The organism is Bradyrhizobium huanghuaihaiense (genome assembly GCF_025200885.1).
In the GTDB taxonomy this organism is placed as follows: Bacteria; Pseudomonadota; Alphaproteobacteria; order Rhizobiales; family Xanthobacteraceae; genus Bradyrhizobium; species Bradyrhizobium huanghuaihaiense.
Window position 1 is genome coordinate 1,932,911 of the sequence record NZ_CP104172.1, and the last position, 16,266, is coordinate 1,949,176.

At 65.4% G+C, this 16,266-nt stretch carries 13 protein-coding genes; 7 read left to right on the forward strand and 6 right to left on the reverse strand.

Features of this window, described 5'->3' with window-relative positions:
- Nucleotides 1-113 precede the first annotated feature (113 nt).
- Complete coding sequence (locus N2603_RS09130; protein ID WP_260388472.1) at nt 114-1,886, forward strand: DUF6798 domain-containing protein; 1,773 nt, start codon at nt 114-116, stop codon at nt 1,884-1,886.
- A gap of 75 nt (nt 1,887-1,961) precedes the next feature.
- On the opposite strand, the gene N2603_RS09135 is transcribed toward N2603_RS09130, so the two are convergent.
- Nucleotides 1,962-3,434 (reverse strand): hypothetical protein, encoded by a 1,473-nt coding sequence (locus tag N2603_RS09135; RefSeq protein ID WP_260388473.1) that lies wholly within the window; start codon nt 3,432-3,434, stop codon nt 1,962-1,964.
- A gap of 289 nt (nt 3,435-3,723) precedes the next feature.
- Between N2603_RS09135 and N2603_RS09140 the strand changes: the two genes are divergently transcribed.
- Nucleotides 3,724-3,888 (forward strand): Flp family type IVb pilin, encoded by a 165-nt coding sequence (locus N2603_RS09140; protein ID WP_018641576.1) that lies wholly within the window; start codon nt 3,724-3,726, stop codon nt 3,886-3,888.
- Nucleotides 3,889-4,447: 559 nt separating this feature from the next.
- On the opposite strand, the gene N2603_RS09145 is transcribed toward N2603_RS09140, so the two are convergent.
- A complete protein-coding gene (locus N2603_RS09145; RefSeq protein WP_260388474.1) occupies nt 4,448-5,431 on the reverse strand; it encodes a phosphatase PAP2 family protein in 984 nt (327 codons plus the stop codon).
- Between the two features lie 348 nt (nt 5,432-5,779).
- Between N2603_RS09145 and N2603_RS09150 the strand changes: the two genes are divergently transcribed.
- Entirely contained in the window at nt 5,780-6,460 is a 681-nt protein-coding gene (locus tag N2603_RS09150) for a TetR/AcrR family transcriptional regulator (RefSeq protein ID WP_026311776.1), read from the forward strand.
- Between the two features lie 151 nt (nt 6,461-6,611).
- Here N2603_RS09150 and pyk read toward each other — a convergent pair whose 3' ends face one another.
- Nucleotides 6,612-8,048: a pyruvate kinase gene (gene pyk / locus N2603_RS09155; RefSeq protein ID WP_018641574.1), complete on the reverse strand. Its 1,437-nt coding sequence runs from the start codon at nt 8,046-8,048 to the stop codon at nt 6,612-6,614.
- Nucleotides 8,045-8,626, reverse strand: coding sequence for a DUF1036 domain-containing protein (locus N2603_RS09160; protein WP_260388475.1), 582 nt, complete (start codon nt 8,624-8,626; stop codon nt 8,045-8,047). The genes pyk and N2603_RS09160 overlap by 4 nt, the downstream gene beginning before the upstream one ends.
- A gap of 167 nt (nt 8,627-8,793) precedes the next feature.
- On the opposite strand from N2603_RS09160, the gene N2603_RS09165 reads away from it, so the two are divergent.
- The 4 genes from N2603_RS09165 (at nt 8,794) to N2603_RS09180 (ending at nt 11,924) form a co-directional block, all read left to right on the forward strand.
- On the forward strand, nt 8,794-9,099 hold the full coding sequence (locus tag N2603_RS09165) for a DUF1244 domain-containing protein (protein ID WP_260388476.1): 306 nt from the start codon (nt 8,794-8,796) through the stop codon (nt 9,097-9,099).
- 198 nt (nt 9,100-9,297) lie between these two features.
- Entirely contained in the window at nt 9,298-9,570 is a 273-nt protein-coding gene (locus N2603_RS09170) for a DUF2312 domain-containing protein (protein WP_018641571.1), read from the forward strand.
- Nucleotides 9,571-9,684: 114 nt separating this feature from the next.
- Entirely contained in the window at nt 9,685-11,451 is a 1,767-nt protein-coding gene (locus N2603_RS09175) for an adenylate/guanylate cyclase domain-containing protein (protein WP_260388477.1), read from the forward strand.
- A gap of 47 nt (nt 11,452-11,498) precedes the next feature.
- Nucleotides 11,499-11,924, forward strand: coding sequence for a DUF1801 domain-containing protein (locus tag N2603_RS09180; RefSeq protein WP_260388478.1), 426 nt, complete (start codon nt 11,499-11,501; stop codon nt 11,922-11,924).
- A 127-nt stretch (nt 11,925-12,051) separates the two neighbouring features.
- Here N2603_RS09180 and N2603_RS09185 read toward each other — a convergent pair whose 3' ends face one another.
- Both N2603_RS09185 and N2603_RS09190 read right to left on the reverse strand, forming a co-directional pair.
- A complete protein-coding gene (locus N2603_RS09185; protein ID WP_260388479.1) occupies nt 12,052-13,674 on the reverse strand; it encodes a peptidoglycan L,D-endopeptidase MepK in 1,623 nt (540 codons plus the stop codon).
- A gap of 272 nt (nt 13,675-13,946) precedes the next feature.
- Complete coding sequence (locus N2603_RS09190; protein ID WP_260388480.1) at nt 13,947-16,151, reverse strand: L,D-transpeptidase family protein; 2,205 nt, start codon at nt 16,149-16,151, stop codon at nt 13,947-13,949.
- Nucleotides 16,152-16,266: the final 115 nt, after the last annotated feature.

Genomic DNA, 16,266 nt, shown 5'->3' on the forward strand with positions numbered 1-16,266 from the left:
TGCTGCTGTCCGTCTTCATCGCTCTGCGAGCCGGGCGGGCGCTTTCAGGACGGATGGCCGGCACGGCGCTCAACCGAGGCTGATCCGCAGCGGTCGCTTTCACCGGCACTCGAATGGCAGACGTCAACGTCACTTCCGACATGATCGGCCGCCATCGCGCGGTCGGCGCCTCGAACTTCTGGGTCGAGATATTTTCGGTCGCCGTCTTCGCGTCGGCGGTGTCGGTGTTGCGGACGGGTTTCGTCTTCGGTCTCACCAACAATCTCTATCATCTGCCGATCGTTGCCGGTCTCTACAATGAGCCGCAATATGCGGATGACCGGTTCATCCAGTCGCTGCGCTATTTCGCGTCCGGTGTCTGGCTGATCCTGAGCGGCGTCGAACGATACTTTGACAACGTTCCGCTGCTGTTCCTGGTTCTGTTCTTCCTGTCCCGGCTGCTCAGCTTTGTCGGGTTTCTATGCTGTGCCTCGTTGCTGGGAGTCACCGAACAACGCGACAGGGTCGTCTTCAGCCTGATCCTCTGCTTCGTCGCCTTTCTCGACGGCTACAGCTACGCCGGCTCCGGTGGCCTCTTCATCAACACCTTCACCCATTCGGAGATGGCGAATGGTGTGGCCCTGCTGGCGATCTACTTTGCCGCCCGGGGCCGCTTCACCGCGGCGGCGATTGCTGTCGGGATCACGTTCTTCATCAACGCCTTCTTTGCAGTCTGGCTCGTGCTGCCGTTGGCGCTGATCGGGATACACTTCCTGTTGCAGCGGAACATGACAATCGGCGAGCTCTCGTCCCGGGTGCTGATCGGCCTGGCCCTGTGTCTGCCGTTGGCTTTCGCGGTGCTTTACGGTTTCCTCGCCAATCCGGAGTTCGGTCGTCCGTTCGGCATCGATTATGCCGACTTCCTCCGTCAGTATTTTCCTGGCCACATGCTGATCGACTCGATGGCGCCGAGCGAAATCGTGGGCCTCCTGGCCGTCACCGCCATCGGAGCGCTGGCGTTTTTCGCGCTGAGGCAGGCCGCTGCGGAATTGCGGGTGGCCTATGTGGGCGCAATCCTGGTCTATCTGATCGGCGTCGTCGTTCCCTTCGTCACGCGATCGCCGTTCATCCTCAACCTTCATTTCCTGCGATCGAGCACGGTCATTCATCTTCTGGCCGGCCTTGCGATCGCAGCATTGGCGACGAAGTGGTTGCGGCGAGGCAAGGATGCGACTTTCCTTCCCACCTGTCTCATCGTGCTGTTCCTGAGCTTCGACGGCTGGGGCAGCCTGGCCTTCGTCGTCGCCGCTCTGGTGTATGCGCTTCGAACGATGGAATCGGGACCTGCGCCATCCTATCAGCGCGCCACGGGCCATCTGGTGCTCGCCGCGACTGTTTTCGTTGCCTACCCGTTCGCGATCCGAACCGACTTCAACTTCAACCGGATCTGCAACGAGGCCATCGAAGAGTGGGGCGCCGTCGGCGCATGGGCGCGCAACAACACGCCCTTGAACGCCATGTTCCTCACCCCAAGGAGGCCGGGACTTGACGGCTCGGAGGTGAGCACCGCCGACATGGCGCTCGATCGCGCCAGCGTGTTTGAATACGTCTCGCACCGCCGTGTCTGGATCGATCACAAGCGCGGCGGAACCTCGATGTGGATGCCGTCCTATTACCAGACGTGGCGAAGCAGGTTGACCGATGTCGACGGCCTGAATTCGCTCGACGAGCGCCTCGCCTATGCATCGCGCAATGGCATCGGCTATGTCATCGATATCTGCCAGAGCCCGGACGCGCAGAGCGGCGCGCTCTATCGAACGCAACGGCTCTGCGTATTTTCCGCGGGCGCGGGCGAGCCGACTGCGCGGAAGGACGCTTCGTCGGTGACAGAGCGATCTCCCGATTGATCACCGGGCCTCGCGTTCGCGAGCCGGCGCGGCAAGCTCAACGATCGATGGACGCGCAGTCCGTGCATGGGATCGTTACGGAGCCGTGGCGTCCTCGCGCACATGGATCACCGCGATATTGTCCGCATAGATCCGCTTCCAGCCCTTGAGGTGATCGAGGATCTGGGGGCCCGGCGCATCGGCGGCCAGCAGCGTTGCGTCGATCTTGTACTCCTCGAGCAGGCGGGGCAGCAGCTCGGGCTTCTTCCCTTCGGTCGCCTTGAAGAAGTCCATCACGAATTTCTCGCCATAGAGCTCGGCGCGGCCGTCGACGAACACCGGGATGTCGCGCCCGATCAGGTAGCCGCCGAACCTGTAGGCGTTGAAGATGCGCTGCGCTCCACGCTTCTCGAGCAGGTCGGTCGCCGCAACCGGCGTCTGGTCCATCGTGAAGGTGAAGCGGTGGTGCGACATGAAGATCGAGGTCGAGGTCCAGCTTGCGGCCACGATCATCAACGCGCCCGCTGCGGTCACGTACCGGGCAGGCCAGCTCTCACCCGTCTGCGCATCGGCTTGCTGCAGGGACGATCTCTCGCCGAGCGGCTTGGCCAGCACTAGCGGCACCAGGAAGGCAAAGGCCTCGATGCTCCGGACATGGCTGAGCGCCATCCAGGTCAGCAGCAGGATCATCAGGATGCGCGGCGGCGACAGTGTCAGGCCGCGATAGAGCCCGAGCGCGATCAGGCCGAGCAGCGCGCCTTCGAACGCGGTGAAGGTTGCGAAGTTGGCCGGTGACCATTCGGAAATGACCGTGAGCAGCTCGCCGAGATTGAGGATGTTGGTCGCACCCAGCAATGTGCGCCAGCCATAGGGCGTGACACAGCACGCGGCCAGTGCGGCAACGCCGAACAGGAACCAGCGCAGCAGCAGCCGGACCTGCTTGCCGGACTCCATGCCCCACAACGCCACGAACGACATCGGGCCGATCAGCGCGAGGCCCAGCACGAAGCCGCCATGCAGGTTCGCCCACAGCGACATCAGCGGCAGCCAGTACCATGACGGCGTGCCCTTGCGATCGGCTGCCGCCATCAGCATGCCGACCCATGCGATCATCACGGGCAGCGCCAGCATGTGCGGCCGCGCCAGGATGTGATGCAGCGACAGCACGACCGCCAGCATCGCGAACAGCACCGAGCGCGGCATCTCCAGATGGGCGTCGAGCAGATAGACGAGGATCGCTGCCGACAATGCGACCGCGGCCGCGGTGAGGATCACCGGGCCGGCCCAGCCCCATTGCGTATAGGACAGCGCGAACGCGACCTGCGACAACCATGACGTCGAAACCCAGGGCGCCCCGGGCCGCGTGAAGGAATAGAAGTCGGTGGTGGGGAGGGCATGGTGGTCGAGAATCCATTGCCCGATCTTGATCTGCCAGAACGAGTCGGAGTCCTGAAGCAGCGTATCGCCGACACAGAGAAAGAAGAGATACGCACCCGCTCCGACGCAGAGCGGCACCAGCGCACGCGCGCGGTTCTGTACTGCGATGCTGCTCTCAAAGGAAAGGGACATGCCGCCTCGTCGTCCTGCTTGTTCTTGTCGGATTGGCGAGCGGCATTCGACCACGTCGGTCATAACTTCGGGTAAACCGCGGCGACTGTGCGATGTCGTTACAATTTAACGGATTGTTTTCAATTCCGGTTTACCATCGGCGAATACTCGCAAACCGCTGTTTGTTTCCGCAGTCGAATTAACTGCGGCGCAATTCTTTGTCCCTAGGTTCGGTTCCATGGTCGGGCGGCGCTGGGAAGCCGAAGAGACCAGACCACTTGTAGCCTTGTGTACTTTTTGGGAGCACTCTATGAAGAACCTCGTTGCGCGTTTCGTGAAGGATGAATCCGGCGCCACCGCGATCGAATACGGCCTGATCGCTGCCGGCATCGCGCTCGCGATCATCACCGTCGTCAACAACCTCGGCAGCACGCTGAACACCAAGTTCGGCTCGATCTCGTCCAGCCTCAAGTAAGGCCGAACGACCTGGGAATTCTGAGAGCCTCGTCTTCGACGGGGCTCTTTTCTTTTGGGCGGACGCCATCATTTCCGAGCCCGCGCATTCATCACCGTCACCCTGAGGTGGCCGCGAAGCGGCCCTCGAAGGGCGACGGCCCGGCTGCATCTCGGCCGTTCATCCTTCGAGGTTCTCCATGGGACGCGTTGCGCCCCATGGCTCGCACCTCCAGCGATAACGGCTTCGCCGTTACGCGGGGATGACGGAATGGAAGCTAGCGATCGTAGGGTGGGCAAAGTGCCACCGAGCTCGAAGCCCCCGTAGGGTGGGCAAAGCGTAGCGTGCCCACCATCCGCAGATGATGGGGCACGTCGCATCCACACCGTCATTGCGAGCGGAGCGAAGCAATCCAGACTGCCTGCGCGGAAAGACTCTGGATTGCTTCGCTCCGCTCGCAATGACGGGAGGCGTCAGCGTGCCGTCACTTCGATCTCAGTTGCAGAGAGATGGTGGGCACGTCGCTTCGCGCCTTTGCCCACCCTACGGCAGCGTGCTTGTGACGGCGACGAGTGCCCCGCTATTCCGCAAGGCTGGGCTGCCACACCGGCGGCAGCGCAGGTTCGGCGGACACCGGTGCCGCGCGCCCGAGCCGTTCAACACAAAGCTTCGTCACCCAGATCGACGCTGCGGCAAGCGCGATGCCGCCGGCGACGTCGATGAGGTAATGCGCGCCGATCGCCGGCGTCGCCGCGATCATCAGCAGATTGAGCGCGGCCGCGATTGCGCCGATGCCGCGCACCGGCCACAGCGCCCACATGTAGAGCACGGCGGATGCGGCGTGAAAGCTCGGAAACGAGACGATGCCGGAGAGGAAGAACAGCCGCAGCTCATGCAGGCTGCCGTCGCGCAGCGCGAGGATGTCGCGCAGCTGCCCGGCATAGACCGCGGTGTTGATCTCGGGGAAATGCGCGGCCGGCAATTGCAGCCCGTAATAGGTGCCGATCGCCGGCACCATTGCGGAGACGGCGATGGTGACAGCGAGCGCGAGGCTCATCGCGAGCATGAACACCTGCAGCCGCACATAACGTGCCGTCAGCGTCAGCACGACGGGAACGCCGAGCAGCGGCCATTTGATCAGCCCGTAGCCGCGCGCCAGGACGTCCGCCAGCCAGGGATGGTCGTTGACGAAGCGCGCGATCGGTTCGGGATCGAGGCCGAGCGCGCGGTCGATCGCCAGCAGCGCCTCGTCCTGGAGCGGCCAGTTCATCTTGCCCGCGACGTAGCTCAGAGGTCCGACGATGGCGCAGGTGAAAATGACCTGTCCGATCGTGCCGAGCGAGAACACCAGCTTCGGATCGGCAAGCTCGCCCTTGGTCAGCTGGTGGCCACAGGCGATGCCGACCAGGATGGCCGCGATTGCCACCGTGATGCTGTAGGCGACGGGCTCGAGGCTCAGACCGGTCGCGGGGAGGCCAATCGCCAGCAGGCCGCCCATGGCAACGATGGGAAGCCAGTTCAGATTGAAGAGCCGCCAGGCGGTTCGGGCGTCCGAATCGAGCATGCTGCACCGAGCGAAAGCATGATCCGGACCCGGAGGGCCGCGTCAGCGCAACGTGCGAAGCGGTTTTCCGAGAAGATCATGCGTAAACTTGAGGATCGCAGTCCGGCGGTAAGGTCGCGGACCTGCTTTAAGATGACGGTAACAATCGTGGTTAGCCGTCTATCAACCGGCACTCGCACTTTGCGCATTTGTCGCCTGCGGCTTTGGCGTGACGCTTGACGCAAATGCATCTTGTCATCCCCCCTGAATAGTTGTTCAGTCCTTGCGGGGCGATTTGCAAGCGAATTGCGTGACGAAGCGTTCGGCCGCAGGGCGTGCGGACGGCGTGTGTGGGACAGGAAGCGCGCCATGGTTTATCGGCGGACGCATCAAGTGGTTAAGCGCCTTGCGGCCCGGCGCAGTGCGATACTGGCGGCGGCGCGGGAGGCGGCGGCGGAAGGCGGGATGGCTGCGGTGCAGATCGCGCCGGTCGCGGTCCGGGCCAATGTCGCTGCCGGCACGGTCTATCGCTACTTCCCCTCCAAGGCCGAGCTGATCTCCGAATTGATCGCCGAGGTCTCCCGGGACGAGCTCGCGGCGATCCGCCGGGCGGCCGACGCCGCGCCGGGCCCGTCCTCGGCGCTGGCCGCGGCGGTCACCACGGTGGCGGTCCATACCCTGTCGCAGCGGCGGCTGGCCTGGGGCATCCTGGCCGAGCCTGTTGATGTTGACGTCAGCGCCTCCCGGCTTGCCAGCCGGCGCGAGATCGCTGGCGAGATCGCCGCGAGGATCGATGCGGCCGTGCGTGCCGGCCATTTGCCGGCGCAGGATACCGCCCTTGCCGCCACCGCGCTGCTGGGGGCGCTGCATGAGGCTCTGGTCGGGCCGCTCGCGCCCGACAATCTCGAAGATCCCGTCAAGATGCGCGATGCAGTGCAGACCGTGACGCTGCTGGCGCTGCGCGCCGTCGGGGTCATGGACGCCCGCGCCCGTGGCCTCGTGGTCCAGCAGACGCTGCTGCCGACCACGAAGGCGCTGGTCGGGGCGTAAAATCGCGCAGCGACAGAGGTCGCGCCCCGATCGCGCTCAGGTCATTGCCTGAGCGTGCCTTTTCGTGAAACCCCAGCCTATCAGCCGGACCGGCCGGCTACTGTGCATGGGGTTGTTTTCCGACTTTTTTGTTTGGCCGCGCTGGCGGGGCCTAAATGTTGGCGTCGCCCTCGGGGCCGACCGAGGCGATGCGCACCATGTTGGTGGTGCCGGGGATGCCGAGCGGCACGCCGGCGACGATGATCACGCGCTGGCCGGCGCGGACGAAGCCGTCCCGGAAGGCGATCTGGCCGGCGCGGCTCACCATGTCGTCCTGGTCGCGCGCGTCTTCCGCCACCACGCAATGCACGCCCCAGACGACGGCGAGCCGGCGGCCGGCGGTGATGTTCGGCGTGATCGCCACGACCGGCGGCTTCGGCCGCTCGCGCGCCACGCGCACGGCCGTCGAGCCCGAGCTGGTCCAGCAGATCAGGGCCGGCAGGTCCAGCGTCTCGGCGATCTGCCGCGCGGCGTCGGCGATGGCGTCGCCCGCGGTGGATTCCGGCGCCGGGCGCTGGGCGGTGATCACCGAGCGATAGGTCGGGTCGCGCTCGACCTCCTCGCCGATGCGGTTCATGGTCGAGACCGCCTCGACCGGGAATTTGCCGGCCGCCGATTCCGCCGACAGCATGATGGCGTCGGCGCCCTCATAGACGGCGGTGGCGACGTCGGAGACTTCGGCGCGGGTCGGCACCGGCGACTGGATCATCGATTCCAGCATCTGGGTCGCGATCACCACCGGCTTGCCGGCGCGGCGCGCCATCCGCGTCATCTGCTTCTGCAGGCTCGGCACGCGCTCCAGCGGCAGCTCGACGCCGAGGTCGCCGCGCGCCACCATCAGCGCATCGGAGGCCTCGATGATGTCGGCGAGGCGGTCGATCGCCTGCGGCTTCTCGATCTTGGCCATCACGGCGGCGCGGCCGCGGATCATCTTCTTGGCCTCGATCACGTCGTCGGCGCGCTGCACGAAGGACAGCGCGATCCAGTCGACGCCGGTGACCAGCGCCGCCTCGAGGTCGGCGCGGTCCTTCGGCGTCATCGCCGAGACCGGCAGGTCGGTGTCGGGCAGGCTGACGCCCTTGCGGTCGCTCATCTTGCCGCCGACCACGACGCGCGTCACCGCGTGCTCCTTCGAGGTCTCCTCCGCGATCAGCCGCACCTTGCCGTCGTCGAGCAGCAGCGCATGGCCCGGCCTGAGCGCGGCCAGGATCTCCGGATGCGGAAGGTTGACGCGGGTCGCATCGCCCGGCGCCTTGTCGGAATCGAGGGTAAAGGTCTGCCCGTTCTGGAGCTGGACCGCGCCCTCGGCGAAGGCGCCGAGCCGGAGCTTGGGGCCTTGCAAGTCGACCAGGATGCCGATCGGGCGGCCGTAGCTGCTCTCGACATTGCGGATCGTCGCCACCAGCTCCCGCATCTTGTCATGCGGGGTGTGGCTCATGTTGATGCGGAACAGGTCGGCGCCGGCCTCGAACAGGCGGCGGATCATTGCGAGGTCCGAAGAGGCAGGTCCCAGGGTCGCAAGAATCTTGATACGGCGAAGACGCCTCATGGCTTATTTCCGGAAGGGGGTGGCAGGCCGGGCGAGCCCGGGGGCGTAGCACCGGGCGGGACATTGGGCAAACCCGGAACGCCGCCCGGGCCAACCGGTCCGGGCAGGCCAGGCACGCGCTGCTGCGCCGGCTGTTCGTTGGCGTCGGTGAGCTGCACCGTCCAGGCGCGCTGCTCGCCGGTATCGACCTCGAAATAGCCGGTGCGGTCATAGCCGCGTGCCAGGCAGTCCTCGGTGCCGCGGATGGTGAACTCCTTGTCGCGCGAGCACATGAAGGCCTGGCCCGACCATTCGCCGCCGCGGTCATAGTCGATGGCGTAGATGTAGTAATAGCGGGCGACCAGCGTGCCCCGCAGCAGCGTCTCGCAGGAGCGGGACGAGATGTTCCACCAGCCCTCCGTGGTCCAGCCTTCGGCGTCCTTGTAGCCGAGCGCGATGCCGACCCGGCTCGAGGTGTTGTTGCAGAGGCGGAAATCGGCCGAAGCCGGGTTGCTCCACAGGCACAGCAGGGCGACCACCAGCACCGGGACCAACCGGGCGAGCAGGCGAAGAGGGAAGCGGGGAGATTCGGCGATCATTGTCGCGGAACGTATACCAGATGATTGACGATTTGGCGTAGGGCCGGGGAACCGCCCCAAAGCCGAGCTCCGGCCCGTTTGCGCCGTGATATGGCAAAATCTGTGACAGGCCCCCACCTGATCCCGTAAGGGTGACGATGTCTTAGGGCCAGCCGAGGGATCCAGCTATGGCAATCGACGACAAAACCAGAACGGAGCTCGAGGCGGCCGCTTTCCGGCGCCTGGTCGACCATTTGAAGACGCGGACGGACGTCCAGAACATCGACCTGATGAATCTGGCCGGCTTCTGCCGCAATTGCCTGTCCAACTGGCTCAAGGACGCCGCAGACGCGCAAGGGGTCGCCTTGAGCAAGGACGAGAGCCGGGAGGCCGTCTACGGCATGCCCTACGAGACCTGGAAGGCGAAGTACCAGGGCACGGCCACGGCTGAGCAGCTCGAGGCGATGAAGAAGGTCCATCCCCACGGGCACTGAACGGCCCCGGGCGGCAATCGCCTGAGTCGCACCACACAACAGCTTTCTTCAGGCCGCCGCAGGAAGGTGTGGGCGCGCTGTGGACGAGCGCGATGCTTGCTTGAACGCTGGGGGCGCTAACGCTTAAGGGTCTACCCAGCACGCGCGGTGAGGATGCCGGCGTCACCTCGTTTTGCCAGTTCCATTGGGAGTACCAAGATGGCCACCTCCGCCGCCGTCCGCGACGATGAGCCCGCGACGAAATTTGCCAAGGACCAGCTCAAATCCATCATCGAGCGCATCGAGCGGCTGGAGGAAGAGAAGAAGGCGATCTCCGACGACATTCGCGACGTCTATGCCGAGAGCAAGGGCAACGGCTATGACGTCAAGGCGCTGCGCACCATCGTGCGCCTGCGCAAGCAGGACCCCAACGAGCGCGCCGAGGCCGAGACCATTCTCGAGACCTACATGCAGGCGCTGGGGATGCTCTGAAGGCGGCAGAACCGCCCTCCTCCGTAAGAGTACCTCGCCAGGCCGCAATTTGCGGGGCCCGCGCTTGGGCAAAATCGGCGCGTCTGCTAGAATGCTCGGCAAAGGGACCGAGCTATGGATGTGCCTGGACCAGAGCGCAGGCTCGCCGCGGTCCTCGCGGCTGACATGGTCGGCTTTAGTCGGCTCATGGAGGTCGACGAGGGTGGCACGCTCGCGCGCCTCAAGACCCACCGGATCGAGCTCATCGATCCGGCGATCGCCAAAAATCACGGCCGCATTATCAAGACGACGGGCGACGGCCTGCTCGTCGAATTCCATAGCGTCGTCGACGCCGTGTTGTGCGCTGCTGAAATTCAGAGCCGGATGGGGCGTCGCAACGCCGATGTCCCGCCGCCGCGATGGATCCAATTCCGCATCGGTATCAATCTGGGCGACGTGATCGTCGATCAGAACGACATCTTCGGCGACGGTGTCAACGTCGCGGCACGGCTGGAGGCACTGGCCGAGCCTGGAGGCATCTGCATCTCCAGCGCGGTGCGCGACCAGTTGGGCGAGCGCCTCGATGGCGTCGCGTTCGAAGATATCGGCGAGCAGAACGTCAAGAACATCGCGCGCGCCATCCGCGTCTACCGGATTCGATTGGAGGATGGGTCGGCAAGCGCGCCAGCCGGCACGACGGCCGCTGCAAAGGCGACCGGCAAGTCGAAGAAGCCGTCAATCGCCGTGCTGCCCTTCGCCAACATGAGCGGCGATCCGGAGCAGGAGTTCTTTGCGGACGGTTTGACCGAGGACATCATCACCGAACTTTCCCGCTTCCACGACCTGCTGGTGATCTCGCGCAACTCGACCTTCGTGTACAAGGGAAAGTCGGTCAAGGTTCAGGACGTTGGCCGCGAATTCGGTGTCGACTACGTTATCGAGGGAAGCGTGCGAAAGGCCGGGGATCGCGTCCGCGTCACCGTGCAGCTGATCGATGCGGAGACGGATCGGCATATCTGGGCCGAACGCTATGACGGCGAGCTCAAGGACATCTTCGCCATCCAGGACGAGATGACGCGTGCGATCGCCGCCACGTTGCCCGGCCGTGTCGAGGCGGCGACGCACGATCGGGCGAACCGCAAGCCGACGGACAACATGGCGGCCTATGAATGCGTGCTGGCCGCAAAGGTTTTGCACCATCGCTCCAATCGCGAAGACAATGCGCGGGCGCAGCTTCTGCTCAACCGGGCGCTCGAACTCGACGCGAACTATGCGCACGCGCATGCGTGGAAGGCGTGCGTCCTGGGCCAGACCTGGGTCTATAGCTGGTGCGCGGATCGCGACGCTACCTTTGAGCAGGTGGCTTCAGAGCTGGAAACCGCGCTGGGCCTCGACGACAATGACAGCGACGTCCACCGCATCCTCGCGGCGCTCAATCTGAATCGCGACGACCATGACAAGGCCACCTATCATCAGGAACGCGCGCTCGCGCTCAACCCGAATTATGACCTCGTGGTGGTGCAGCAGGGCGAACTGCTGACCTGGCTGGGCAGGCCGGAGGAGGGCATCGACTGGATCAAGAAGGCGATGCGGCTCAACCCGTATCACCCGGAACGATTCTGGAGCCATCTCGGGCGTGCCTATTACTGTGCCGAGAAATACGCCGAAGCCGCCGAAGCCTTCTCGCGGATCTCACGCCCCGATCACACCCATCATGCGTTCCTCGCCGGGATCTTCGCGCAGATGGGCAATGCAGTGGCTGCCGGCGCGCACGCGGCCGAAGTTCTCAAGCGTGAGCCGGCATTTTCCGTCGCCAATCATCTTTCCACCCAGCATTATAAGCGGGAGGTCGATCGTCAGCGCTATGAGGCAGGCCTTCTTCGGGCTGGCCTGCCGACTTGATCTGGCGCACGGCGGAGACCGATTGCCGATCCATCGAGAGCGAGACCGTGACCGAGCCGATATTGCCGCGCGAGGTGAGCCGGGCCTTCGACGCCTTTCCGGCGCCGATGCGCAAGCGGCTCCTTCAGGTGCGCGATCTGATCTTTGCGACCGCGGCAGTGCATGAGGAGGTCGGCCGGCTCAGCGAAACCCTGAAATGGGGCGAGCCCGCCTATCTGACCGAAGAGACGGGCAGCGGCTCAACGATCAGGCTCGGCCGCATCAAGGACTCCGAGCACGCCGCCATTCTGTTCAACTGCAGGACGACGCTGGTCGACAGCTTTCGCGAGCGCTTTCCAGATCAGTTCGAGTACCGGCAGACCAGGGCACTGCTGCTGCCGGTGGCGGGCAAATTGCAAAAGCGGGAGCTTGCCGTCTGCTTGTCGCTGGCGCTGACCTATCATCTGGATCGGCGGGGCGGGAAAGCGAAATAGATGCTGTGAACCTGTAGCCCGGATGAGCGAAGCGATATCCGGGATGTCTCAGCGCGCGCCGTTTTCCCGGATGTCGCTGCGCTCATCCGGGCTACGAGACTGAATTCGTGGAGGTCGTTCTGCGCCTTTAGCGCAGCGCCGCGGTGCGCATGACGAAGGACGTCGTCTCGAGCTTCGCGGTCGCGCTGCCCGAGAAGCTGTCGCAGGACAGGCCCGGCATCGGGTCCTCGGTGAAGCCCATCGCGATCACCGTCTGCGGCTTGACGAAATAGCCGCGCAGCGCCGCCGTATCGAGCTCGCCCATCAGCGTGACCGACATCGCACGGCTGGCGCTCGGCGACAGCATCACGATCTTGAGCCAGATGCTCTCGTTCTTGGCCGCGGACAGGCGGGTCGCGGTCGCGACCATGCCGTCGACGCTCTTGCCGACCACACTGTTGATCTCGGTCGCGGGTGCCGCGCCGCGCGCGCCGGGACGGGCAGAGCGCGGGATCGGCGCGGAGGCGGCGACCACGTTGCTGCGATCGACCGGGGAGGCGGCAGGCGCGTAAGCCAGTGCCTGAAGCGTTGCGCTGGACACGCTCGCGGTGGGTTGCGGATCGCTCGCGGAGGCAAGCGCCTGGCGGGCCTTCAGCGCCGCGACCTGGGCGGGCGTGGCCTGCTGCGGCGTGGCGGGGGCATCCCAGAAGCCGCGGGCATTGATGATGTCGGCCGGGGTCTCCGGCTTGGCCTCGGCAGATTTGGTGGCGGGCTTGTCAGCCACGGGCGCGGGCTTCGGCTTGGGCGGCGCGACGAGCTGCGCATCGGCCGAGGCGAGCTGGAGGGTGGCTGCGACCTGCGGCTTGACGCGCGGGGTCGGGACCGGGTCGGCCGGCTTGGCTGCGGCGGCGACCACGGTCGGCCCGGACGACTTCGCGGCCGGGGCCGGCGCGCCCTCGTCATCCTCGTCGCCGCTGCTGGCCGCCGGCGCCGACTTGCTCTTGAACAGGGCGGCGAAGAAGTTCGGCTTGCTGGCGCCGTCATCGCCGCTGCCGCGACGCTCGATCTCGGCCTTGGCGAGCTCATAACCCTTCAGCGGTGTGCCGTCGGTCGGCAGATGCACCGTCTTTCCGTCCGGGAACACGCGGGCGAGCTGGTCATGCGTCATGCGCGGCCAGTGCCGGATGCTGCCGGTGTCCAGATGCACGAAGGGCGAGCCGGAGGTCGGGTAGAAGCCCACGCCGCCGCGCTGCAGGCGCAGGCCGGCGAAGCGGATCTGCTCCAGCGGTACGCCCGGGATGTAGAAGTCCATCGCATGGCCCAGCATGTGCTGGCTGAAGCGCGCCACGCCCGAGGAGCGGCGGCGGAGCATGGCGTTGGTGGCGGGGGAGCGGTAGGAGGAGATGATCTGGATCGGCTGCTTGCCGTCGACGTCGCGGTACACTTCCCAGAGGATGTCGAAGAGGTGACGGTCCATGACCGTCTCGTCCTGGGTGCGCCAGTCGCGCAGGAAATGATTGAGCTGCTTCAGCGCGGCTTCGTCATAGCGTCCGTCGCGCTTGAAGGTGACGGTGAGGTCTTCGCCGGAATGGGTGTGGTGGAAGGAGAGGGTCTTGGTCTCGTTCAGCGCGGCGGCGTTATGGACCGAGCCGGCGGCAGCCAGCAGCAATACGGAAGCGAGGCCGATCCGGGATCCGACCTTCACTCCCGCATGGGACAACGACAGCACAGCAAGTTGGCGTGCAAGACCAGTCAGCACGTATGAGCCCACCCAGTCGACGAGCGTTCAAATGGACTCTCCCGCCAACCCCGTTAGCGCGCGAAAGAGGGTGAACGCTTTCTTAAAGCAAGAAGGTTAATTCGAGGTTGACCTTCCCGCCCCCAAACCAAGTCAGGCTACAATCCTAAACGGTTGACTGTGGCAAAAAAACGCCCGCTGCCTGAGGGCAGGTCGGAGAATGGTTAACGTTAAGCGCCCCCATCCTGGGGATGAGGGCGCTGATTTCATTGCAGAATTTCAGGAAATGAGGCGCCGGGCGGGCCTCAGCGGGTGAACACCCGCTGCGGCCGGCGGCCGACCGGAGCCGGCGGCGGGGTCGGCGCTCCGAACAGCCGCTCGAAGAAGTTCGGGCCGGACGAGCCGAAGCCGCCGCCATTGTTGGCCACCGCAACGCCCGAGGGCAGGGTGGTCGCCGGGCGCGAATAGCTCGGCTGCGAGTGCGCGACGACGTTCTCGAGATCCTTGCCGCGGCCGTTCTTCAGGATGTTGAGCATGGTCGCGTCGCGGCCATAGACGTCCTTGCGCAATTGCAGCTTGCCGGCGTCGTCCACGAACGCGGTCTGGTAGGTGATGTTGACCGGGATCGGGGTGGGGAATTTCAGGTCGATCTCGCTCTTGCCGTACATGCTGCGCACGCGCTCGGGCGTGTACTTCTCGTTCGGCATCGCGATGTTGAGCAGCACGGAGGCGTACTGATCCGGGTTCTGCACGCGCATGCAGCCATGGCTGAAGGCGCGGTCGTCCCGGGCGAACAGGTTCTTGTCCGGCGTGTCGTGCTGATAGACCAGGAACTTGTTCGGGAAGTTGAAGCGGATGCGGCCGAGCGCGTTGGCTTCACCGGGCGGCTGCGAGATGTGCACCGAGCCGTCGCGGTTCTGCTCGAGCTTGAGGCCCATGCGCTGGAGGACGGTCGGATCCTGCTGAAGCGCCGGCAGATATTCGTTGTAGACGATCGACGGAGGCACGTTCCAGGTCGGGTTGACCGTGATGTACTTCATCGTCTCGGTCAGCAGCGGGGTGGCGTGCTGGCCGGGCTTGCCGGTGACGACGCGGGTGGTCCAGACCTGCTGGCCGCGCTGCATCACCTTCAGCGTGTAGTCGGGAATGTTGAGGATGACATAGGCATCGCCCAGCGCGGGCACGCCGAGGTCGCGCGGCAGCCAACGCCAGCGCTCCATGTTCACCAGCACGGTGTCGATCTGCTTGTCGCGCTTGGGGGTGTTGAGCGCCTTGACCGTCTTGTCGTCGAGGATGCCGGTCGGCTTCATCTCGGCGCCGTTCTGGAATTTGCGCACGGCTTCGGCAACCGCAGCGTCATAGCGGGTGTCGCTGGCGTTCTCGGTGATCCCGAGCTTGGCGCGCAGCTGCGGCACGCGCGGATCGTCCACGACGATCTCCGCCTGCTTCTTGCCGGCCGGGGTGTACTTCAGCGCAGGACCGTCGGCGATCTCGATCACCGGGCCGCTGCCCTGGCCGCGGAGCTCCGCGAGCTTGGCCTTCAGCTCCTTGTAGAGCTTGTGCGGCGGGTTGTAGCTGTCGAGCGCCGCGGACGCGTCAGACGCGGTCGTGACCTTGGCGAGCACCTCGCTCGGGTCGACCGGATGCTCGGGATAGAGGATGTCGCCGCTGACCTGGGACCAGTGCATGCGGCCGCTCTGCGCCTGGCGCGCATAGTCGAACATGCTGGCGGTGAGCTTCAGCTCGGCGTCGGCGAGCGCATCGGGCGTCGTGGCGGCGGCGAAATCCGGCACCGGATAGTCGGCGGGATTGAGGCCGTCGGAGGCCGCATCCTTGAGCCGCGCGATCACGCCCTTGGCCGCGGCAGTCAGGCTGCCGCCTTGTGTCCACACCGGCGCGAAGTCGCGGGCGCCGTAGAACTTCTCGATCGCCGCACGCTCGTTCTTGCGGTCGAAATGGCGCGAGGTCTTGGCGCCGATGATGTCCTTGAGCTTGTCGGCGACCGGCTGGTCGGCGGCGGGAACGTTGCTGGCAGCCTTGACCGGCTCGGCGGCCGGAGCCGCCGCAGTGGCAGGCGCTGCGGGCGCGGCCGGCGGGGCGGTCGCGGTGTCAGCCTTGGCGGGTTCACTCTTTGCCGGCTCAGTCTTCGCCGTCTCGCTCTTCGGTGCCTCCGGCGCGGGCGTGGTGGCGACATCGGACGGCTTGGTCTCGACCTTGTCGGGCGCGGGCGCGCCGTCCGCCTTGACGGGCTCCTTGACAGTTTCCTTGGCAGTTTCCTTCGCCGGATCCTGCACGGTGGCGGTGGTGTCGAGTTTGATGTCGGAAGCGGTCGGGGGCGGAACGTTGGCGGGCTCGGGGCGCGGGATCGCGGCTTCGATCGCGAGCTCGGCCGCGCTGCTGCGCGCCTGATCCTGCGCCAGCGCCGAGCCGGCCGACACCGTGAGGAAGGTGGCCGCGACCGTCATCAAGACACGGTCAAAGCCTGCACGGTGGTTCAAACAGTCACGCATTGTGTCACACCCCTCGGGTGAACTGTCCCTCGTGGAACAGCTTCGTTATCGCCTAATTGAGTTTCGGCTAATCGCGCCGGCCTCTCGAAAGTCGCACGCCTGCACGCAACGATTC